This window comes from Lysobacter tyrosinilyticus (assembly GCF_054779815.1).
In genome coordinates, this window is record NZ_BAAGXN010000003.1 from 1 (window position 1) to 23,736 (window position 23,736).

Consider the following 23,736-nt stretch of genomic DNA (forward strand, 5'->3'; position numbering starts at 1 on the left):
GAGTTCATGGTCCCGAGCGCCTTCGTGCAGTTGGAGAAACTGCCGCTGACACCGAACGGCAAGCTGGATCGCAAGGCCTTGCCGGCCCCGGACCAGAGCGCCGTGGCCAGTCGTACGTACGAAGCCCCGGTAGGCGAAGTGGAGCAGGTCCTGGCCGGGATCTGGCAGGAGCTGCTGGGTCTGGAGCGCGTCGGTCGTCACGACCACTTCTTCGAACTGGGTGGCCACTCGCTGCTGGTGATGCAGCTGGTGATCCGCGTGCGCGAACGATTCGACGTCGACATCCAGCTGCGCTCGCTGTTTGAACAACCGGTGCTGTCCGTCCTGGCCGAGATGGTCGTGGCGGCGCGCCTGAGCATGTTCGCGGAAGACGATCTGGCGGATATGGAACAAGAACTAGGCGATCTGTCGGAAGAAGAACTGCTCGCCCTACTTTCGGAAGGAGAAGTTGCAAAATGAACGCTGACAGGACTCAGGCACTGGAACAACTGCGACGCGCCGTCGCCCTACAGCGTCTGCAAAAGCGCGGTACCGCGATCGCCGCGAACAGTCTGGCGCCGCCGATCGAGCGCGCCGACCGCAATGGTCGCTTGCCGTTGTCGTGGGCGCAGCAGCGTCTGTGGTTTCTCGACCAGCTCGATCATGCGGCTGGCGCGGCCTATCACATGTCGGCTGCGTTGCGACTGACCGGTACGCTGGATCGCAAGGCGCTGAAGGCCACGCTCGACCAGATCGTCGCGCGTCACGAGAACTTGCGGACGACCTTCGTCAGCACCAAGGGCGCACCGGACCAGGTGATCGGTCCGGCGGACATCGGCTTCACCTTGCTGGAACACGACCTGCGCGGCCTGGATGCCGAAGCGCGCGAATCGTCCATCGCCGAACTGCAGGTCACCGAGTTCCGCGCGCCTTTCGATCTGGCCCGCGGGCCGCTGATTCGCGGACGCCTGCTGCAACTGGCCGACAACGAATACATCTTGCTGGTGACCCAGCATCACATCGTGTCCGACGGCTGGTCGTTGAACGTGCTTGTGAAGGAAGTCACCGCGCTGTACACGGCCTTCAGCCAAGGCCAGCCCAACCCATTGCCAGAACTGGAAATCCAGTACGCCGACTATGCGGCGTGGCAGCGCGAATGGCTGGAAGGCGATGTGCTGCAGTCGCAGCTGGATTTCTGGCGTTCGCATCTCGGCGGTGCGCCAGCGATGCTTGAACTGCCGATCGATCTTCCGCGTCCGCCGATGCAGAGCTATGCGGGCAATCGCGTCGCGGTGAACCTGTCGCGCGAGCTGACGCAGCGGCTCCATGCTCTGTCTCAAGCGCACGGCACCACGCTGTTCATGACGCTGATGGCTGCCTGGGGCGCGTTGCTGTCGCGACTGAGCGGCCAGAACCACGTCGTCGTGGGCACGCCGGTAGCTGGCCGCCAGCGGTCGCAGGTCGAGTCGCTAATTGGTTTCTTCGTCAACACGCTCGCGCTGCGCATCGACCTGGACAGCGCTGCGACTGTCGCCGAACTGCTGGCGCAAGTGCGCGCAAACACGCTCGACGCCTACGCGAACCAGGACGTGCCGTTCGACCAGGTGGTCGAGGTTCTGCAGCCAGCCCGCGACATGAGCTACAGCCCGGTGTTCCAGGCGATGTTCGCGTTCAACAACACCCCGGGCGGGCGTGCGCTGAAGCTGCCGGGGTTGGAGCTCGAAGGTATCGTGGCCCCGCGCCACACCGCGAACTTCGCCCTCGAACTCGCACTGAGCGAGGAAGACGGCGTGGTGAGCGGCAGCCTCGGGTATGCGACCGATCTGTTCCTGCATCCAACGATCGAACGCTTCGCCGCGTACTTCACCCAGCTGCTCGAAGGCATGGTCGCGAACGACCAGGGCGCGATCGCGCGCCTGCCGTTGATGCCAGCGGATGAGCGCGAGCAGGTCCTCACGCACTTCAATGCGACCGGCGCGGACTTCGAACGCACCAGCACCATCCATGCACTCTTCGAGCAGTGGACGCAGCAACAGCCGGACGCGACCGCACTGGTCTTCGGCAGAACCAGCCTGAGCTACGCCGAGCTCAACCGTCGCGCGAACCAAGTCGCGCACCGTCTGATCGCGATGGGCGTGAAGCCGGACGATCGCGTCGCGATCTGCACCGAGCGCGGCCCGGAGATGGTGATCGGGCTGCTCGGCATCCTCAAAGCCGGCGGTGCCTACGTGCCGCTCGATCCCGAATACCCGGCCGATCGCCTAGCGTTCATGCTGAGCGATAGCGCGCCGGTGGTATTGCTGACCGAATCCATGGTGTGGGATGCCATGCCCGAGCTGGGCGATGCGGGCGTACCCATCGTGACGCTCGATGACCTCGCATCGCGTCCGCAGTTCGACGCCAATCCGGCGCTCGATCTGGCGCCAAGCAACCTGGCGTACATCATCTACACCTCCGGTTCGACCGGCGTCCCCAAGGGCGTCATGGTCGAACACCACGGCGCCTGCAACCTGGTGGCGGCGCAGGGCGCGACTTTCGCCGTACGGTCGGACAGCCAGGTGCTGCAGTTCGCATCGTTCAGTTTCGACGCGAGCATCTTCGAGATCGTCATGGCGTTGTGCTCGGGTGCTGCGCTGCACCTGGCTTCGCGCGATGCACTGCGTCCGGTCGAGCCGCTGATCAACACGCTGCGTAACGCGCAGATCACCCACGTCACCTTGCCGCCGTCGGTTTTGGCCACGCTGGCGGATCACGACCTGGGCTTGCCGAACCTGACCATCATTGCGGCCGGCGAAGCGCTGCCGCCGACGCTGGCGCGTCAATGGTCGCGCCAGGCGAAGCTGTACAACGCCTACGGTCCGACCGAAACCACGGTATGGGCGACGGTGCATCCGTGCACTACCGACGAGACCCAGGTGCCGATCGGTCGTCCGATCGCGAACACGCAGGTCTATCTGCTGGACGCCAACCGCAACCCGGTGCCGATGGGCGTGACCGGCGAGATCTATCTCGCCGGCGCCGGCCTGGCGCGTGGCTATCTGAAGCGCCCGGAGCTGACCGCAGAACGCTTCGTCACCAATCCCTTCGGCGCGGAAGGCGCGCGCATGTACCGCACCGGCGACCTCGGCCGCTGGTTGCCCAATGGCGAGGTCGAGTACCTCGGACGCAACGACTTCCAGGTCAAGCTGCGCGGCTTCCGCATCGAGCTGGGCGAGATCGAGTCGCGTCTGCTCACCTGCGCGGGAGTGCGCGAAGCCGCGGTGACGGTGCGCGAGGACACGCCGGGCGACAAGCGCCTGGTGGCCTATATCGTCGGCCGCGACGGTGCACAGCCGACGGCGAATGACCTGCGCGAAGCACTAGCGCGCGAAGTCGCCGAGTACATGATTCCCAGCGCCTTCGTCAGCCTGGATGCATTGCCGGTTACCCCCAATGGCAAGGTCGATCGCAAAGCCTTGCCGGCGCCCGATCAGTCCGCGCGCTCTGTGCGCGAGTACGAAGCGCCGGTGGGCGAGGTCGAAGCGGCCGTCGCGGAGGTTTGGCAGGAATTGCTCGGCGTCGAGCGGGCAGGGCGTCGCGATCACTTCTTCGAACTGGGCGGACATTCGCTGTTGGTGATCGAGCTGATCGAGCGCCTGCGCCGTCGCGGATTGGTGGCCGAGGTGCGTACGGTGTTCAGCGCGCCGACGCTGGAAGGACTGGCCGCACTGCTGACCAGCGAAGCCGCTGCTGATGGCCCCAACATTCCGGCCAATCTGATCACCGCGCAGACCACGGCGATCACGCCGGACCTGCTGCCGCTGGTAAACCTCAGCCAGGACGAAATCGACGCGGTCGTAACGACCGTGCCGGGTGGCGTGGCCAACGTGCAGGACATCTATCCGCTGGCGCCGCTGCAGCAGGGCATCCTGTTCCATCACCTGTTGGAAGAGGGAGGTGGCGACACTTACCTGCTGCGCTCGGTGGTGACCTTCGATTCGCGGCAGCGCATGGACGCGTTCGTCGAAGCGCTGCAGACCGTGATCGGCCGCCACGACATCCTGCGCACCGCGATGCGTTGGCAGGGGCTGGCCGCACCGGTGCAGGTGGTGTATCGCCATGCACCGCTGCCGGTGCACGAGCTCACCGTATCGCCGGATGAACCGGCGCTGCCCCAGTTGCTGAAGCGCACCGATCCGAACCACACCCGCCTGGATCTGCAGCAGGCGCCGATCCTGGCCGCGCATGCGGCATTCGACGCAGCTGCGAATGAATGGCTGCTCGCGCTGTCGCGCCATCACGTGGTCTGCGACCACATCACGATGGAGCTGATCCTCTCCGAGATCCAGCTGCTGCTGATGGGACGCGGGCAAGAGCTGAGCGCGCCGGTCCCGTACCGCAACTTCATCGCGCACATGCAGGCAACGCCGGAATCGGCGCACGAGGCCTATTTCCGCGAACAGCTGGGCGATATCGAGGAGCCGACCGCACCGTTCGGCGTGCTCGATGTGCAGGATGCAGGCGCACAACTGGACGAAGTGCGCCTGCCGCTGGGCGCTTCGCTCGCGCAGGCCATTCGCGAGTGCTCGCGCCAGCATGGCGTGACGCCGGCCGTGCTGTTCCACGTGGCCTGGGCACAGGTGCTGGCGCAATGCAGCGGTCGCGATGACGTGGTGTTCGGCACCGTCGTGTCGGGACGCCTGCAGGGCTCGGAGAACGCCGGTCAGGTGGTCGGCATGTTCATCAATACCTTGCCGATCCGCGTGCCGCTGGCGCAGCTGGCGGTGGGCGACGCTGTTCGCGACACCTACCGCCGACTGGGCGAGCTGCTCGAACACGAGCAGGCCCCGCTGTCGCTGGCACAGCGGTGCACCCGCATTCCGCCGCCGCTGCCGTTGTTCACCACGCTGCTCAACTATCGCCACAGCCATACGGAAGCCGACGAGGCGGCCTCGACGTCCGAGGCGCTGATGGGCATGCGCGAAATCCGCGGCATGGAGCGGACCAACTATCCGCTGACGATGTCGGTCGACGATCTGGGCGAAGGCTTCAGCTTCGCCGCACTCGCCGTGCCGGGCATCGACGGTAAGCGGATGATGCGCTACCTCGAAGTCGCCACGCAGTCGCTGGTGGACGCGCTGGCGAACCAACCCACGCGCGCCATGCGCCAGCTCACGGTCCTTCCGTCCGATGAGCGTGCGCAGTTGCTGGGCGGCTTTGGTGCGGTCCAGGCCCGGCATCCGCAGGTGCAGACCCTGCATTCGCTGTTCGAAGCCCAGGCAGCCCGCAACCCGGATGCGATCGCGCTGGTGTGCGAAGGCCGTACCGCGAGCTACGGCGAACTGAATCGTCGCGCCAATCAGGTTGCGCATCGCCTGATCGCGCAGGGCGTCCGCCCCGGCGACCGCGTCGCGCTGTGCGTCGAACGCAGCGTGGAGATGCTGGTTGGCCTGATCGGCATCCTGAAGGCCGGTGCCGGTTATGTGCCGCTGGATCCGGTGTATCCGGACGACCGGTTGGCCTACATGCTGGAAGACTGCGCGCCGGTAGCGGTGGTGACGCAGGCTTCGTTGCGGGCCGAACGCACGGTGCTCGCCAGCGGTAACGCACCGACGGTTCTTCTCGACGATGCGGCGTTGGCGGCGCAACCCGAGCACAACCCGGTTGTGGCTGGCCTCACCCCGCAGCACCTGGCGTATGTGATCTACACCTCCGGTTCCACCGGAAAGCCCAAGGGCGTGATGATCGAACATGCGCACGTCACGCGCCTGTTCGACGCGACCGAACACTGGTTCCACTTCGATCAGCGCGATGTGTGGACGCTGTTCCACTCCTTCGCGTTCGATTTCTCGGTGTGGGAGATCTGGGGTGCCTTGCTCTACGGCGGTCGCCTGGTGGTGGTGCCCGAACTGTGCGCTCGCACGCCGTCGGACTTCTATGAGCTGCTGTCGCGCGAAGGCGTGACCGTACTGAACCAGACGCCGAGCGCGTTCCGTTCGCTGATTGCGGCACAGCGCGAAAGCACGATGCCGCACGCGCTGCGCGCGGTGATCTTCGGCGGCGAGGCCCTGGAACTGCACACGCTGGCGCCGTGGATCGAGCGAAACGATCCGGAGCGCACCCAGCTGATCAACATGTACGGCATCACCGAAATCACGGTGCATGCCACGTATCGGCGCATCACTGCAGCCGACGTACGCGAAGCTCGCGGCAGCCTGATCGGATGTGCGATTCCGGACTTGCAGCTTTACGTGCTGGACGAACAGCGCGAGCCGCTGCCCGCTGGCGTGACTGGCGAGCTGTACGTGGGCGGTCATGGCGTGGCGCGCGGCTATCTGAATCGTCCGGAGCTGACCGCCGAACGGTTCATTCCGGATCCGTTCTCGAACGAACAGGGCGCGCGTCTGTACAAGACCGGCGACCTGGGGCGCTGGCTACCCGACGGCAGTCTCGAATACCTCGGTCGCAACGACTTCCAGGTCAAGATTCGCGGCTTCCGCATCGAGCTGGGCGAGATCGAGGCCAAGCTCTCGATGTGCGAGGGCGTTCGTGAAGCCGTGGTCATCGCGCGCGAGGACCATCCGGGCGACAAGCGCCTCGTGGCCTACGTGGTTGCACACGACGGCGTCGAGCTTTCGATTGCCGGACTGCGCGAGGCGCTGGCGCGCGAACTGGCCGAGTACATGGTGCCCAGCGCATTCGTGTCCCTGGACAGCCTGCCGCTCACCCCGAACGGCAAGCTCGATCGCAAGGCGTTGCCGGCACCGGACCAGTCGGCAGTGCTCAGCCGCGCCTATGTGGCGCCGGAGAGCGAGACCGAACACACCATCGCGGCGATCTGGCAGGAACTGCTGGGCCTCGAACGTGTCGGACGGCAGGACCACTTCTTCGAACTGGGGGGCCACTCGCTGCTGGTCATCGCCCTGATCGAACGACTGCGCCAGCGCGGACTCAGTGCCGACGTGCGTACCGTTTTCGCGGCGCCGACGCTCAGTGCATTGGCCGCGCAACTGGACGGCGTGCGTGCGGGCGATGCTTCGAGCGAAGTCCCGCCGAACCTGATCACGCCCGATACTGCGGCAATCACGCCCGAGCTGCTGCCGCTGGTGAAGCTCGCGCAACACGAGATCGACGCGATCGTGGCCGAAGTGCCGGAGGGCGTGTCCAACATCCAGGACATCTACCCGCTGGGACCGCTGCAGGAAGGCATCCTGTTCCATCACCTGCTGGAAAGCGGCAGCGTCGGAGATACCTATCTGTTGCGCTCGGTAGTGTCCTTCGACAGCCGCGAGCGCGTGGACGCCTTCGTTCAGGCACTGCAGGCCGTGATCGATCGCCACGACATCCTGCGCAGTGCCATGCATTGGAAGGGACTGCCGCAACCGGTGCAGGTGGTGCAGCGTCGCGCGCCGTTGCCGGTGCATGAGCTCAGCCTGTCGCCCGACAAGGTGGCGCTGGACCAGATGATGGAGCTCACCGATCCGCGCCACATCCGCCTGGATCTGACCCGTGCGCCGATCATTGCCGCCTATGTCGGCTTCGATGCGGCCAGCGGCGAGTGGCTGATGTCGGTGCTGATTCACCACATCGTCGAGGACAACTACTCCAAGCAGCTGATGCTGAAGGAAGCCGGCCTGCTGTTGCAGGGGCAGGGCGATCGCCTGCCGGCGCCAATGCCGTATCGCAACTTCATCGCGCGTACCCATGGCGTGCAGGACACCGAACACGAGGCCTACTTCCGCGAACAGCTGGGCGACATCGACGAGCCGACAGCTCCCTTCGGCGTACTGGAGGTGCAGGTCGACGGTCTGCAGGTCGACGAGAACCGGATGGAGTTCAGCGAGTCGTCGGCCAAGCGCATCCGCGAGATGGCGCGTCGCTGCGGCGTGACGCCGTCCGTGCTGTTCCATGTGGCCTGGGCGCAGGTGCTGGCGCAGTGCAGCGGACGCGACGACGTGGTGTTCGGCACCGTGTTGTCCGGTCGCCTGCAGGGCTCGGAAGGCGCCGATCAGGTGGTCGGCATGTTCATCAACACGCTGCCCATCCGTGTGCCGGTCGCCCAGGCCAGCATCAGCGATGCGGTGCAGGACACCTACCGTCGTTTGAGCGCGCTACTCGAACACGAACAGGCGTCGCTCGCCTTGGCGCAGCGCTGCAGCGCGATCCAACCGCCGTTGCCGTTGTTCACCGCGCTGCTCAACTATCGCAACCGGCGCGAATTGCGGAACGTGGAGGAGTCTTCGATCGTCGAGCAGGAAGCGGCGTGGGAAGGCATGCGTCTGGTGGGCGGCGACGCACGCAACAACTATCCGCTGACGATGTCGGTGGAGGACCGCGGGCATGGCTTCGGTCTGACGCTGCTTTCGGTGGCCGGCATCGATGGTCCGCGCGTGGTGCGTTACATGGCCACGGCGGTGGAAGCGCTGGTCGCGGCCTTGGAAGCCGGTGGCACGACGCCGCTGCAGCGCCTGTCGGTGCTGCCGCTGGAAGAACGCGAGCAGGTCCTGATCGGCTTCAACGGCAATCGCACCAACGACGCGCACGACCGCACCATCCACAGCCTGTTCGAGGCCCAGGTAACGGCGAACCCGGACGCCGAAGCGCTGCGTTACGAAGGCGCCTCGCTCAGCTACGCCGAACTTAACCGTCGCGCCAACCAGGTTGCGCACAAGTTGCTGGCGTTGGGTGTGCAGCCCGACGAGCGCGTCGCGGTCTGCACCGAACGCAGCCTGGCAATGATCGTGGGTGTGCTGGGCGTGCTCAAGGCTGGCGCGGCCTACGTGCCGGTGGATCCGAGTTATCCCAGCGATCGCATCGCTTACATGCTGTCCGACAGTCGTCCGAAGGCGGTGCTGACGCAGGCCGCATTGGTCCCGACGTTGCCGGGTAGTGATGCGCCGGTGCTGGTGATTGATGGCAACGCCTTGGAAGGCGAGGCCAGCGACAACCCGAGCGTCGCCGGCCTGACCTCGCGTCATCTCGCTTACGTGATCTACACCTCCGGCTCGACCGGTCAGCCCAAGGGCGTGATGGTCGAACACCGTTCGGCAGTGAACTTCTGGCGCGTGATGGGCCAGACCACGCATCGCGAACTGGCCCCGCACTCGCGCGTGGCGTTGAACGCCGCGTTCTCGTTCGACATGTCGCTCAAGGGCATCCTGCAATTGCTCTCGGGCCACTGCCTGGTGCTGATCCCGCAGGAACTGCGTGCGAACGGCCCGGCGATGGTCAGCTTCCTCGAAGCCGAACGCATCGCCGCTCTGGACAGCACCCCGTCGCAGCTGGAAGTGCTGCTGTCGGCCGGCCTGCTGGAACCGACCGGCCCGCGTCCGGTGAGTGTGTACCTCGGTGGCGAACCGGTAGGCCGCGTGTTGTGGGAACGCTTGAAGGCGTCGGCTGTCATCCACTTCCACAACATGTACGGTCCAACCGAGTGCACGGTCGACGCCACCATCGGCAGCATCCGCGAGTCCGCGGGTGGTCCGGTGATCGGCCGTCCGATCGCGAACACCCCGATGTACGTGCTGGATACGCACGGTGAACCGGTGCCGGTGGGTGTTGCCGGCGAACTGTTCCTCGGCGGCGTGCAGGTGGCCCGCGGCTATCTGGATCGTCCGGAACTGACGGCTGAGCGCTTCGTTCGCGATCCGTTCTCGAACGTCCCCAATGCCCGGATGTACAAGACCGGCGACCTGGGTCGCTGGTTGCCGGACGGCACGCTGGAATACCTGGGCCGCAACGACTTCCAGGTGAAGATCCGCGGCTTCCGCATCGAGCTGGGCGAGATCGAAGCGCGTTTGCGCGAATGCAACGGCGTACGCGAAGCCGCGGTACTGGCACGCGAGGACAACGGCAGCGAGAAGCGCCTGGTGGCGTATGTGGTGGCCGAAGACACAAACACGACGTTGTCAGTCAGCGAGCTACGCGAACAGCTGTCGCGCGAGCTGGCGGAGTTCATGGTCCCGAGCGCCTTCGTGCAGTTGGAGAAACTGCCGCTGACACCGAACGGCAAGCTGGACCGCAAGGCGCTGCCGGCACCGGACCAGAGTGCGGTCGCGAGCCGCGCGTACGAAGCGCCGGTGGGCGAGGTGGAGCAGGTCCTGGCCGGGATCTGGCAGGAGCTGCTGGGTCTGGAGCGCGTCGGTCGTCACGACCACTTCTTCGAACTGGGTGGCCACTCGCTGCTGGTGATGCAGCTGGTGATCCGCGTGCGCGATCAGTTCCAGGTCGAACTGCCGTTGCGCGATCTGTTCGAGCAGCCCGTGCTCAGCAACGTCGCCGACGCGATCCGTGTGATGCAGCTGGAAGCATTCATGGGCGAAGAACTGGGCGGAATGCAGGACGAGCTGGATTCGCTGTCCGAAGAGGAACTGCGTCAGCTGTTGGAAAAGGAAGCCGTGGATGAGTAAGCAGTCCCCTGCCGCGCTCGAGGATCTCAAGAAGGCGATCCTCGGCCAGCGATTGAAGAAGCGGATGGAGACACAGCCGCTGCAAACTCCGTCGTCGACGATCCCGCTGGCCGAGCGCAACGGACGCCTGCCTTTGTCATGGGCGCAGCAACGCTTGTGGTTCCTCGACCAGCTCGATCATGCCGCCGGCGCGGCCTATCACATGCCGGCCGCGTTGAGGCTCAGCGGCCAGCTCGACAAGGCGGCGTTGAAGAAGACGCTGGACCGGATCGTCGCGCGTCACGAAAACCTGCGCACGACCTTCGCCAATCAGGACGGCGCGCCGGTACAGGTGATCGCACCGGCGCACAGCGGCTTCGCGCTCGATGAGGAGGATCTGGGCGCGCTGGAATCATCGGCGCAGGAAGCCGCGCTTGCCGAACGCGCGTTGACCGAAGCACGCGCGCCGTTCGATCTCGACCGCGGGCCGCTGATTCGCGGGCGGCTGCTGCGTTTATCGGAGCGGGAACACGTACTGCTGATGACCCAGCACCACATCATTTCCGATGGGTGGTCGCTCGGCGTGCTGGTACGTGAAATGACCATGCTGTACGCGGCTTTCGTCGAAGGTCGCGACGATCCGTTGTCGGAACTGCCGATCCAGTACGCCGACTACGCGGTCTGGCAACGCGAGTGGTTGCAGGGCTCTACCTTGCAACGCCAGGTGGATTTCTGGCGCACGCACCTGCAGGGCGCGCCGGCACTGCTCGAACTGCCTACCGATCGTCCGCGTCCACCGGTGCAAAGCTTCACCGGCAATCGCGTCGACCTGAACCTGACGCCCGAACTGACCCGCGCCCTGCAACAGCTCTCGCAGCGTCACGGCACGACCCTGTTCATGACGTTGCTCGGTGCGTGGTCGATGCTGCTCGCGCGACTGACCGGCCAGGACGAAGTGGTCATCGGTACACCGGTGGCGAATCGCCAACGCGCCCAGGTGGAACCGCTGATCGGTTTCTTCGTGAATACCCTGGCGTTGCGCGTGCGGATGGATGACGACCCCAGCATCGCCGCGCTGCTCGCCCGAATCCGAGCGATGACGCTGGAGGCCTACGCACACCAAGACGTGCCGTTCGAACAAGTCGTGGAAGCGCTGCAGCCGGCGCGCAGCCTGAGCTACAGCCCGGTTTTCCAGACTATGTTCGCCTTCAACAACACGCCCGAAAGCGGCGAGTTGCGCATTCCTGGCTTGCAGCTGAGCACCGTGGGCGCGACACGCCACACCGCGCATTTCGATCTCGAACTGGCGATGCGCGAAACGGGCGACGTCGTCCGCGGCAACATCGGCTACGCCAGCGATCTGTTCGATCACGCGACCGTCGAACGATATGCCGGCTATTTCGTCCGCCTGCTGGAAGCGATGGTGGTCGACGTCTCGCTGCCCGTGAGCCGGCTGCCATTGCTGCCCGGTGCCGAGCGTCAGCGCGTGCTGGTGGACTTCAATGCGACAGACACGCAAGCGCAAAGCGATGCCTCTAGTCTGCAGGCGCTGGTCGAGGCGCAGGTGCAGCGCCAGCCGGATGCGCCGGCGGTGTCGTTCGAAGGCGCAACTCTCAGCTATGCCGAACTGAACCGCCGGGCGAACCAGGTTGCGCATCGATTGATCGCGCTGGGTGTCAAACCCAACGACCGTGTGGCTATCTGTGTTGAGCGCAGCCTCGAGTTGGTCGTCGGTGTGCTGGGCATCGTGAAGGCCGGTGCCGGTTATGTTCCGTTGGATCCGGCGTATCCGCAGGAGCGCTTGCGCTACATGCTGGATGACAGCGACGCCAAGGCCTTGCTGAGCCAGGCCGCGTTGCTGGAATCGGTGCCGGTGCTGGCGGAGCATGCCCGTGTGCTGCGCATGGACGACGCGCAGCTAAGCGCGCAATCCGAGCGCGATCCCGCAGTCGTGGGTGTTACGCCGAATCATCTGGCCTATGTGATCTACACCTCGGGTTCCACCGGCCTGCCGAAGGGCGTGGCGATGCCGCAAGGGCCGCTGCTCAACCTGCTCGAGTGGCAGCGCGGCCTGGAAAAAGCGCCGGCGAACGAGCGCGTGCTTCAGTTCTCCGCGCTCGGCTTCGACGTGGCATTCCAGGAAATCTTCTACACCCTGAGCTCGGGCGGTTGCCTGATGCTCATCCGTGAAACGGTCCGGCAGGATCCTTTCGCGCTGGTGCAGCACATCAAGCAGGCGGAAGTCCAACGTATCTTCCTGCCCTTCGTCGCGTTCCAGGGGCTGGTCGCGGCGGCCGAGCAATCGGGCGAGTCGCTGCCTACGCTGATGCATGTGGTCACGGCCGGCGAGCAGTTGTTCGTAACACCTGCGATCCGCGCCTTCTTCGCTCGCGTGCCCGGTCGCCTCCTGCACAACCAATACGGACCGACCGAAACCCATGTGGCCACCGCACATACGTTGCCCGCTGCGCCGGAAACGTGGGGCACGACGCCACCGATCGGGCGTCCCATCGCCAACAGTCAGGCCTATGTGCTCGATGCGAAGGGCCAGCCGGTTCCGATCGGCGTCACCGGCGAGCTCTTTCTTGCCGGCACCTGCGTGGCGCGCGGCTATCTCAATCGTGCCGAATTGACCGCCGAGCGCTTCCTGCGCGATCCCTTCGCGTCGCGTGCTGATGCGCGGATGTACAAGACTGGCGACCTCGCACGCTGGTTGCCCAACGGCGAGCTGGAATATCTGGGTCGCAACGACTTCCAGGTGAAGATCCGCGGCTTCCGCGTCGAGCTGGGCGAAATCGAAGCCAAACTTTCCAGTTGCGCGGGCGTGCGCGAAGCCGTCGTCATGGCACGCGAGGACGGCACCGGTGGCAAGCGTCTGGTGGCCTACGTGTTGCCGCAAGCCGGCATGTCGCCGACGGCCGCGGAACTGCGCGAAGCCTTGTCGCATCAGCTGGCCGAATACATGGTGCCGAGCGCCTTCGTCACTCTCGACACCTGGCCACTCACGCCCAACGGCAAGCTGGATCGACGGGCGCTCCCGGCTCCCGACCAATCCGCGATTGCTGCCCGCGCCTATGAAGCGCCGGAGGGGGAGTTCGAGTCGACCATCGCCGATATCTGGCGCCAGCTGCTGGGCCTGGAGCGGGTAGGGCGCTGGGACCACTTCTTCGAACTCGGCGGCCATTCGTTGATGGCTGTCCAGCTCGTGACGCATCTGCGCGAACGCCTGCACGTCGAAGTGGCATTGCGTGAGATCTTCGCGCAGCCCACCGTCGCCGGGCTTGCGCAATCGCTCGTACAGCACGAACGTGTCGCCGTCGCGAAGATCCCGCTTGCGGACCGCAACGCTCCCTTGCCGTTGTCCTGGGCGCAGCAGCGGTTGTGGTTCATCGATCAGCTCGATGCGGCCGCAGGCGCGGCTTACCACCTGCCGGCGGCGTTGCGGTTGCGTGGAACGCTCAATCGAGATGCGCTCAAGACGACGCTGGATCGCATCGTCGCCCGGCACGAAGCGCTGCGCACCAGCTTCGCCAGTGTCGAAGGCGAGCCCGTCCAGGTAATCGCTCCTGCGCGGACGGGTTTTGCGCTGGCGGAAATCGACCTGACCGCATTGGATGTGCCGTCGCGCGAAGCGGCGGTGGCGGAGCAGGGCAGGCGGGAAGCGCGCGAGCCGTTCGATCTTTCGCGTGGACCGCTGATCCGCGGCCGTCTTCTGCGCTTGTCGGATAGCGAACACGTGCTGCTGCTTACTCAGCATCACATCATTTCCGACGGCTGGTCGCTGGGCGTTCTGATCCGCGAAGTCACCACGCTGTACACCGTGTTCGTCGAAGGGCGCGAAGACCCACTGCCTGCGTTGCCCATCCAATACGCGGACTACGCTGTCTGGCAGCGCGACTGGCTGCAGGCGACCGCTTCGAAGCAGCTGGATTTCTGGCGCGCGCATCTGAAGGGCGCGCCGGCGCTGCTGGAACTGCCCACCGATCGACCGCGGCCTGCGGTACAGAGCCACGCCGGCGCGCACGTGCCGGTGACGATTCCGGCGGAACTTGCACGCCAGTTGCACGACCTTTCGAAGCGGCATGGGGCGACATTGTTCATGACGCTCATGGCGGCATGGGCCAGCGTGCTGACGCGACTCAGCGGTCAGCAGGAGGTCGTCATCGGCACTCCCGTGGCGAACCGCCAGCGTCTGGAACTCGAGCCGCTGATCGGCTTCTTCGTCAACACCTTGGCATTGCGTGTATCGCTGGCCGACAAGCCGACCGTGGCCGGACTGCTGGCCCAGATCAAGGCCAGCACGCTGGAGGCCTATGCCAATCAGGACGTACCGTTCGAGCAGGTGGTCGAAGCGGTGCAGCCCGCGCGTAGCCTGAGCCACAGTCCGCTCTTCCAGACCGTGCTGGCTCTCAACAACACGCCGGAAGGCGGTGAACTCGTGGTCCCGGGCCTGACCCTCGGTCCGGTTCCTGGCGAGCGCCATACCTCGCACTTCGATCTCGAGCTGTCGCTCACCGACAACGGCGAACGCATCTCCGGCGCGCTGAGCTTTGCCACCGCGCTGTTCGATCGCGACCGGATCGAGCGGGTAGGCGAGTACTTCCTTCGCACGCTCGAAGCGATGGTGGCCGACCAGCAACAACCGGCCAACCGGATCGACCTGTTGTCGGCACGCGAGCGCGACCAGGTACTTGTTGCGTTCAACGCCACGCAGGCTGACTACGCTCGCGACAGCACCATCTCCCAGGCATTCGAAGCCCTGGCGCGAAATGCTCCGGATGCGCCGGCACTATCCGGTGACGGCATGACCCTGAGTTACGCCGAATTGAACCGCCAGGCCAACCGGCTCGCGCATCATCTGATCGCACTGGGTGTCAAACCTGACGATCGCGTGGCGGTGTGCGCCGAACGCAGTCCCGAACTTCTGGTTGCCTTCCTGGGTATCCTCAAAGCCGGTGGCGGTTACGTGCCCCTGGATCCGACGTATCCGGCAGCGCGACTGCGTTTCATGTTGGAAGACAGCGCGCCTGCGGTCCTGCTGACCCAAGCCGATTTGCGAACGATGCTGGAGCCGATCGCTCCCGGCGTCCCGCTGTGCCTGTTGGATGACGCGCAGTTGGCGTCGCAAGCCGATACCAACCCAGTGGTTGCAGGTCTGGGGCCGCGTCACCTGGCCTACGTGATCTACACCTCCGGCTCGACCGGTCAGCCCAAGGGCGTGATGGTCGAGCACCGTAACGTGCTGCGCCTGGTCCTCAACAATCCGTTCGCACCGGTAGGCGTGGGCGATTGCATTGGCCATTGCGCCAATCCGGCGTTCGATGCGTCGACCTGGGAAGTTTGGGGGGCGTTGTTGAACGGTGCACGCGTGCATGTGGTTGCTCCGTCGGTGGTGCTCGAAGCCGAAGCATTCGCACATGAACTGATTGCGAGCGGTGTCACCGCGCTCTGGCTGACCGTGGGGTTGTTCAACGAATACGCCGACACTCTTGCGCCTGCCTTTGCACGCCTCAAGCACTTGCTGGTCGGTGGCGATGCGCTTGATCCTCGCAAGATCGCGCGTGCATTGAGTCGAGCCGAACGGCCGGCGCGACTGGTCAACGGTTATGGCCCGACCGAAACCACCACGTTTGCGGTCACGCACCAGATCGATTCGGTATCGGAATCCGCACATGGCATTCCGATTGGCCGGCCGATCGCGAATACGCAGATCTACCTGCTGGACCCGCTGGGACAGCCGGTGCCAATCGGCGTAACCGGTGAGGTGTATATCGGTGGCGACGGCGTGGCTCGCGGTTACCTCAATCGTCCCGAGCTCACCGCTGAGCGCTTCCTGCGTGATCCGTTCACCGCTGCACCCGATGCACGGATGTACCGCACCGGCGATCTGGGCCGTTGGCGCTCGGATGGCGTCATCGAGTACCTGGGACGCAACGACTTCCAGGTGAAAATCCGCGGCTTCCGCATCGAGCTGGGCGAGATCGAAGCACGGCTCGCGACTTGCCCTGGCGTACGCGAAGCCGTGGTGCTGGCACGCGAGGACGATGCGAAAGGCAAACACCTGGTGGCCTACATCATCCCGCAGGCTGGTGCGGCGCTGGGTGCCGCCGAACTGCGCGAAGCGCTTGCGCGCGACCTGGCGGATTACATGGTGCCGGGCGCATTCGTGATGCTCGATGCATGGCCGCTTACGGCGAACGGAAAACTCGACCGCGCGGCGTTGCCCGCGCCCGACGAGGCTGCGGCCGCATTGCGCAGTTACGAAGCTCCCGACGGCGTCACGGAATCGGCCATCGCGGAAGTCTGGCAATCGCTCCTCGGCTTGGAGCGTGTCGGTCGCCATGATCGCTTCTTCGAACTCGGCGGGCATTCCTTGCTGGCCATTCGCATGGCCCATGCGCTTGAGCAGCGATTGGGCGTGCGTTTGCCGTTGAGCGCCATCTTCGCCGCGCCGAGCGTGGCTGCGCTGGCCAGCGTCGTATCGCAGGAGAAGTCGCCGCACGCCGACCCTTCGGCACTGCTGTTGCCGCTGCAGACCGAAGCCCCGGGGCATCCGTTGTTCTGCCTGCATCCGATCGGAGGTCAGGCGACGGTCTACCACGCGCTCGCGCTGCAGCTGGCCGACACCTGTCCCGTGTACGGCGTCCAAGCGGTCGAACTTGTCGGAGGCGTTTCTCCCGATTCGCTCGAGGCCATAACGACGCTGCAAACCGAGGCGATCCGTGCCAGGCAGCCGCGCGGTCCTTACCGCTTGCTGGGCTGGTCCACCGGCGGTCTGTTCGCCGCAGCGGTCGCCGAGCGACTGACGGCAGAGGGCGAGGGCGTCGAATATCTCGGCCTGCTCGACACGCATCCGATTTCGCCAGTGGCCGCACGCAACCCGGAGGTGCGGGCCGGCATCGCATTGCGCGCGGAAATGGGCGCTCGCGGTCTGTCGGTTGGACGCGAGTGGGTAGATGCCTTCCTGGCAGAGGGCAAGTCGGTCGCGGCGCTGATCCGCATGCCGATGCGTGAGGCGCAGATCTATGCCGATCTGACCGGGTTGCAGGGCATGGAGCCCGCGTTGCTCGAGCATCTTCAGGCGCAATTGCCGATCACGATCGACCACCTCGAGCGTCTGACGGAACTGCAGCCCCTCGCATTGGAGGTTCCGGTGCAACGCATATGGGCCGCCGGTCCCGAGTCCGCATCCCGCGCGCCGTTCGTTTCGACCACGAAGCGCGAAGCCGCTCGCACAATCGCCGCTGGTCATCACGCGATGCTCAAGGATCCGCATGCGCGCGAAGTAGCGAGCGCGATCGCCGACTTCCTTCAGAGCGATATGGAGGACGACGACGTGCCATTGGCGGTCGTTGCATCCCAGGCAGTCGAGGTCACGGCATGAAGCATTCGACACCGTGGCTGATCCGCACGCCTTCGCCCCAGCGCAGGATGCGGATGTTCTGCTTCTCCTATGCCGGCGGAAGCGCCTTCAATTACCTGCGTTGGCAGGAGGCGATCGACCCGTCGATCGAGATCTGCGCGGTGCAATTGCCCGGACGCGGAACGCGCATCGCGGAAACGCCGATTTCCTCGCTGCCGAACCTGCTGCGGGCGCTGGCACCGGAGGTCGCCAGACTCGACGATCTGCCCACGGTCTTCTTCGGGCATAGCGTCGGGGCGCTGATCGCGTTCGAACTCGCGCGCTATCTGCGGCTGCATGGCATGCAGCTGCCCATGCACCTGTTCGTATCCGGGTGCCAGGCGCCACAGTTTCGCAGCATGCCGCAGCAGCTTCATTCGTTCTCGGACGAAGAGTTCATCGAGGTGTTGCGTCAGTACGAAGGTACTCCACCGGAAGTGCTGGAAAGTCAGCCATTGATGAGTCTGCTGTTGCCGACTATCCGCGCGGATTTCGCCCTTGCGGAAAACTACCGTTACCGGCACGCTCCGCTGCTGCCGATGCGGGTCAGCGTGTTTGCCGGGACCCACGACAACAACAAAGGACTGGGCCAGGTGGATGGCTGGCAGAAGGAGACGAATCAGCCCTGCAGGATTACCTGGTTCGAGGGAGGACATTTCTTCCTCAATAGCCAGCGCGACGCAGTGGTCAGGCAGATCAACGATGAACTGACCGCGCAGCACTCATTACAAGCCGCCCTCTAGTTGCGACGGATGCCGCAGCGTACGGCGGCGTGTGTCCGGACATCATTCACAAGGAATCCGTATGAAAGTGAACCCGTTGTTCTCCCCGAAGGAACACCATCCCATCGTCATCACTCCCGCTGCAGGAGCGAGTCTGGAGACACTCGGACAGTACCTGCAAGACAATCGGGAGCTGCTGCAACAGCAGCTGTTGCGCCATGGCGGCATCCTGTTCCGTGGCTTCGAACTCGGGAGCGCCGAAGACTTCCGTGCATGCTCAGAGCGTCTGGGTGCGCGAAGCTTCGATTACGTGGGAGGCAATTCGCCGCGCACGCGTGTTTCGCCCGACGTGTACACGTCGACCGAATACCCGGCGACCGAAACGATTTCGTTGCACAACGAGATGTCCTACCTCCCGAGCTGGCCGACCAGGCTCTTCTTCTTCAGCCTGATTCCGGCGTCTTCCGGTGGCCAGACCTCGCTCGCGCACAGCGTCGACGTGCTTCGCGCGGTCCCCGAAGAAACCGTGCGCAAGCTGCGCGACAAGAAGATCAAGTACATCCGCAATTTCCAGCCGGACATCCCGCTGGGCAAGAGCTGGCAGGCGACGTACCAGACCGAGAACCGTGCGGATGTGGAGGCGATCGTGGCGGGGCAGGGCTCCACTTGCGAGTGGACGGCCAAGGGCGGACTGCGCGTATCCACCGTGTGCGATGCATTCACGAGTCATCCGCAGACGGGTGAGGAAGTGTGGTTCAACCAGGCCGAACAGTGGCATCCGTCGGCCATGAATCCGGCCATGCGCGGGATGTTCGAAAAGATGGTGGGCAAGGGAAATCTGCCCCACGAATGCGAATACGGCGACGGCGAGCCGCTCACGGATGAGGAGATGGCGACGGTTCGTCGTGCTCTCGACGACAACAAGCTCCTGTTCGACTGGCAGCGAGGCGATCTGCTGATGATCGACAACCTGCTGATGATGCATGGCCGGGAGCCGTTCAAGGGCGAGCGCAAGACGCTGGCCTATCTCTCCGCCAACTGATTTTCGGAATTGCGCCCACCGCGTTGCGGCGCGGCTGGGCGTGCGTTCGCTTGCGATTTCCATAAAGGCATGTAATGAGTGCGCAGTCGCTTTCCCGCTTGAGTGTCAGCATTGCGGCGATCCTCTTCGCCGGCGTTTGTCAGCCTGCTTTTGCCGCCATCGTCGTGGATGGCAGGGTGGATGAGCCGGACTGGGCGCAAGCCACGCTGTATGACGACTTCAAGATCACCGAACCCTATCGGATGACTCCGCCGGACCCGGGTACGGGCACCCAGGCGCGCATGTTGTCGACTCCCGAGGGGATCGTCGTCAGCTTCGTCCTGCAGCAGGCGCATGACATCCAGCGCGTGAAGCCGCGGCTGGAGCGCGATCAGGAGGATCCGGCCGACAGCGTCAACTTCATCATCGATTTCGATGGCGACAGCAATGCCGGATACAGCTTCACCGTCGGACTGTCCGGCTCGATCCTTGATGGTGTGGTCTCGAACGAGAACGTCGTCAACTACGACTGGGATACGGACTGGAGCTGGGCGGTAAGCGAAACCGAAGAGGGTTGGCAGGTCGAAATGCTGATCCCGTGGACCGTGGCACCGATGCGGGGTACGGATACCCCGACTCGCGCAGTCAATGTGTACTTCAGCCGCCAACTCGGTGGCAGCGGGGAGCGCATGGCGTTTCCGGCGGTTTCGACGGAACGCGGACGTTACCTGTCAGGGTTCGAGAAGGTCGAGATTCCGCAGTACCGAAAGGCGCTGTTCCATTACTGGCCGTACCTGACGGCCAATCACGACATGATCGACGGCCATACCAAGTTCAAGACGGGTATGGACGTGTTCTGGAAGCCATCGCCCAACTTCCAGTTGAGCGCAACAGTCAATCCCGACTTCGGTCAGGTCGAGGCCGACGATCTCGTCATCAACTTCGACGCGATCGAGACCTTCTTCAGCGACCGGCGTCCGTTCTTCACCGAGAACCAGAGCCTGTTCGATGTCGGCACGGCGGACAACAGTCGCCTGATCAACACCCGACGCATCGGCGCCGAGTCAGACGACGGATCTGGAGTGGCCGATATCAAGGCGGCGTTGAAGCTCAACGGATCGCTGGATCGACTCACGTACGGGCTACTGGCGGCCTCCGAGGGCGGCGACTCGGGCCGCGACTTCTACGCCACGCGTCTGCTCTATCCCGTGAGCGACCGCTTGAACATCGGTTGGCTCGGGACCTACGTGGATCGTCCGTTCCTGGATCGCACCGCGCTTGTCCAACAGGTGGACATGCTGTGGCGGCCGAACGACGCCGTGGTCGTCAATGGCCAGGTCTTAGGCAGTTCGATCGATCGCGCCGGTACGAGCACCGACGACACCGGGGCTTGGGTGCGCGTCAATTGGACGCCGTCGAACGTCTGGAACTACCGGTTCGAAACGACCCACTTCGGACGGTTCCTGAACTTCAACGATTTCGGCTACCAGCGGCGTACCAGCCTCAACGAGTTCAAGAGTTCGGCGGCCTATACCCACCGTGTCAAGAATGAGGACTCGATCCTTCGCAGCACACGCTGGTTGTTGCAGTTGCAGGCGCGTTCAAATGATCGCGGCGATCGCCTGCCGACCGCGATCGCGTTCGTCAACAACTACAATTTCCGCAACGGTAATCGCTTCAATGCGAACGCCACCTTCTTCACCCGCGGCTGGGAGGATCTGATTTCCCGCGGCAACGGTCTTTGGTGGAAATCGCAGCGTACGCGCAGCGAATTCGAATTCATCAGTCGCCGCTATGGCAATTGGACCTACAGCGCTGGCTTGACCGCGGCGGCTCTGGGTCTTTCTGCCAAGCCTGGACAGGAGCTGGAGCTCTCCGCCAACTGGTATCCGAGCGACGACTTCAACATGTCCTTCCAGCTCGGTCCGGATCACACCACCGACTGGCTGATCTGGGAAGGTGGAACGAACTTCGGTCGTTACCAGCGCCGGGGCGACTTCATCCAGACCAACATCAGCTGGTTCCCCAGCCTGAAGCACGAACTTCGCCTGAAGTCGGAGTGGGTTTCGATGCGCGCGACCGACGGCAGGGCTTATCAGTTGGATGCATCGGGTCGCATGTTGGCGACAGGTATGCCGCGACCGGATTTCGACGTGAACAGCTTTGGCCTGCAGCTGCGTTATCGCTATCTGCTCGGCCCGCAGTCCGATATTTTCCTGGCGTATTCGCGTGGCGGCGAGCTCCGGCAGAACCGCGACCGTATCGATACGATCGACATGCTCGACGAAGCACTGGATCTGCGCGATTCCGATCAGTTGCTCGCCAAGATCCGCTACAGATTCTGATCGTTGTTGGGGTAGGGCACGACAGCTCTGGCATTCGCGCCGCATGTAGTCGCATGCGGTGCCAAATTTCAAAGGAACGAATCCATGCAGACTTTCACGGAAACCACGCTGCTCCCGGAGCACCGCGGTCCCCAGATGTTTCAGCCCACGTCCAGCGACCGCGATCTTGCTTCGTTTGTGGAGCGAAATGCCAAGCTGCTAGAGGATCGCCTGCTGACGCACGGCGCATTGCTCTTTCGTGGCTTCGACGTGACTCGCGTCGAGGACTTCGAACGCTTCAACACCACCATTTCGCCTCGTTCCCTTGAATACACCTACCGCTCGACGCCGCGAACGGCGGTGGGGAAGGGCGTTTTTACCGCGACCGAATATCCGCCGGATCAGGAAATCGCCCTGCACTGCGAAAACGCGTACCAGCGTGCCTGGCCGCTGAAGATCGCCTTTTGTTGCCTGATTGCCCCGGAAACCGGTGGTGAGACTCACATCGCCGACATGCGCCGGGTAACGGCGGCCGTTGGTGCGGATGTGCTCGAGCGCTTCGAGCGGCTGGGCGTGCGCTACACCCGCCACTACCGTCCGTACATCGACATTCCGTGGGAAGTGGTTTTCCAGACGTCGGACCGGGGCGAAGTCGCGGCGTTCTGCGAACGCAACGGCATCGAACACGAATGGCTGGATGAAAACACGCTGCGGACGTCGCAGATCAACCATGGCATCGCGACCCATCCGGTTACCGGTGAGCGCGTGTTCTTCAATCAGGCCCACCTGTTCCACGTTTCCAATCTTCATGCGGAAGTCGCGAAGTCGCTGCGCAACATGTACGGCGACCGGGTGCCGCGGAATTCGTTCTATGGCGACGGAAGCGAAATCGCCGCCGAGGATCTGGAAGCGGTTCGCCAGGCATTCAAGTCCTCCGAAATCCGTTTTTCGTGGCAAGTCGGTGACGTCATGCTCCTGGACAACATGCAGATGGCACACGGGCGCAAGCCGTTTACCGGTAGTCGCAAGGTCGTAGCCAGTCTGCTCGATCCGCATTCCAGTCAGGGCGCGGATGCGAGCGAAGCGCTGAGAGCGGCGGGCTGATCGGCGGCAGCCCCTGAAGCCAGATCAGGGTGTCGGCCGGGGCAGGGTGGGAACCACGCAGCAGGTAAGTACCCTGCCTTCCGGAAATTGGAAGCTAATCCTGTAGCGCATCCCTTCCCTGCATTCGGACGACAACGCGGTCAGCAGTCGAAGGTGCAAGGCACCCGCATCGACGTCGAGATCGTCCGCTTCCGCCTCCGAGAAGTCGAAGAACCTGCCCACGCTCGGGTGCAACGCCTTGTATAGGGACTCTTTCGCCGAGAACAGCAGCGTCATCCAGGTTTCGATTGGCATCCCGTGCATTCGCCCCAGGGCAACTTCGCTAGGGCTCGCCACGTGTGCCTGGATCTCCTTAGAAACCTCGGACGAAATCAGCCGCTCCAGATCCAGGCCCAGCCCCCCGACTTCGTCGCGGGAGGCTGCAAGCGCCATGGCCAATCCATCGCAATGAGTAATCGAGGCTATGTATCCGCCCGGCCACACCGGCGCCCGGTTGGCATCGATTGGCACGTCGATCGGCAGACTGCATCCTGCGGCCTGCAGCGCCTGTCGGGCACATAGACGACCGGCAGCGAAATCGATCCTGCGCTTGAGGACGGCCCTGCGGATTTCATCCGGCAGCGCGATGCCTTCGCACTCCAGCTTCCGCAGCGTTTCCTCGCTGTAGGCGTAGTGGAGCGCTGCGAAATGCAGATGATCGGGCCAAGGACCGCGCAGATGGGTCGCCTCTGATTCCTGGGCCACGGGGCTGATCGAACAATCCATTTGGCGTCGTAACAACAGCGGCGACTTTTGAAGCCGGCGTGGGATCGAGACG

The 23,736-nt window shown here is 64.2% G+C and carries 8 protein-coding genes; 7 read left to right on the forward strand and 1 reads right to left on the reverse strand.

Annotated features, from left to right (window positions below):
• The 7 genes from ACYVGK_RS07115 to ACYVGK_RS07145 all read left to right on the forward strand — a co-directional run.
• On the forward strand, positions 1-459 hold a 459-nt coding region (locus tag ACYVGK_RS07115), incomplete at its 5' end, for a phosphopantetheine-binding protein (RefSeq protein ID WP_460732647.1).
• Complete coding sequence (locus tag ACYVGK_RS07120) at positions 456-10,367, forward strand: non-ribosomal peptide synthetase (RefSeq protein WP_460732648.1); 9,912 nt, start codon at positions 456-458, stop codon at positions 10,365-10,367. The genes ACYVGK_RS07115 and ACYVGK_RS07120, both read left to right, overlap by 4 nt.
• Positions 10,360-17,730 (forward strand): amino acid adenylation domain-containing protein, encoded by a 7,371-nt coding sequence (locus ACYVGK_RS07125; RefSeq protein WP_460732650.1) that lies wholly within the window; start codon positions 10,360-10,362, stop codon positions 17,728-17,730. The genes ACYVGK_RS07120 and ACYVGK_RS07125 overlap by 8 nt, the downstream gene beginning before the upstream one ends.
• Positions 17,727-18,491: a thioesterase II family protein gene (locus tag ACYVGK_RS07130; RefSeq protein ID WP_460732652.1), complete on the forward strand. Its 765-nt coding sequence runs from the start codon at positions 17,727-17,729 to the stop codon at positions 18,489-18,491. Before ACYVGK_RS07125 ends, ACYVGK_RS07130 begins: the two co-directional genes overlap by 4 nt.
• Positions 18,492-18,552: 61 nt before the next feature.
• Positions 18,553-19,512 (forward strand): TauD/TfdA family dioxygenase, encoded by a 960-nt coding sequence (locus ACYVGK_RS07135; RefSeq protein ID WP_460732654.1) that lies wholly within the window; start codon positions 18,553-18,555, stop codon positions 19,510-19,512.
• 98 nt (positions 19,513-19,610) lie between these two features.
• Positions 19,611-21,836 carry a DUF5916 domain-containing protein gene (locus ACYVGK_RS07140; RefSeq protein ID WP_460732656.1) on the forward strand — a complete coding sequence of 742 codons (2,226 nt, stop codon included), beginning with the start codon at positions 19,611-19,613 and terminating at the stop codon, positions 21,834-21,836.
• 84 nt (positions 21,837-21,920) lie between these two features.
• Positions 21,921-22,919 (forward strand): TauD/TfdA family dioxygenase, encoded by a 999-nt coding sequence (locus tag ACYVGK_RS07145; RefSeq protein ID WP_460732657.1) that lies wholly within the window; start codon positions 21,921-21,923, stop codon positions 22,917-22,919.
• Positions 22,920-22,943: 24 nt separating this feature from the next.
• Here ACYVGK_RS07145 and ACYVGK_RS07150 read toward each other — a convergent pair whose 3' ends face one another.
• Positions 22,944-23,684 (reverse strand): 4'-phosphopantetheinyl transferase family protein, encoded by a 741-nt coding sequence (locus ACYVGK_RS07150; RefSeq protein WP_460732659.1) that lies wholly within the window; start codon positions 23,682-23,684, stop codon positions 22,944-22,946.
• Between the last annotated feature and the right edge of the window lie 52 nt (positions 23,685-23,736).

Bases quoted from the DNA above. Each gene is read 5' to 3' on its own strand.
- ACYVGK_RS07120 (WP_460732648.1), top strand. From the start codon at position 456: ATGAACGCTGACAGGACTCAGGCACTGGAACAACTGCGACGCGCCGTC.
- ACYVGK_RS07125 (WP_460732650.1), top strand. From the start codon at position 10,360: ATGAGTAAGCAGTCCCCTGCCGCGCTCGAGGATCTCAAGAAGGCGATC.
- ACYVGK_RS07130 (WP_460732652.1), top strand. From the start codon at position 17,727: ATGAAGCATTCGACACCGTGGCTGATCCGCACGCCTTCGCCCCAGCGC.
- ACYVGK_RS07135 (WP_460732654.1), top strand. From the start codon at position 18,553: ATGAAAGTGAACCCGTTGTTCTCCCCGAAGGAACACCATCCCATCGTC.
- ACYVGK_RS07145 (WP_460732657.1), top strand. From the start codon at position 21,921: ATGCAGACTTTCACGGAAACCACGCTGCTCCCGGAGCACCGCGGTCCC.
- ACYVGK_RS07150 (WP_460732659.1), bottom strand. From the start codon at position 23,684: ATGGATTGTTCGATCAGCCCCGTGGCCCAGGAATCAGAGGCGACCCAT.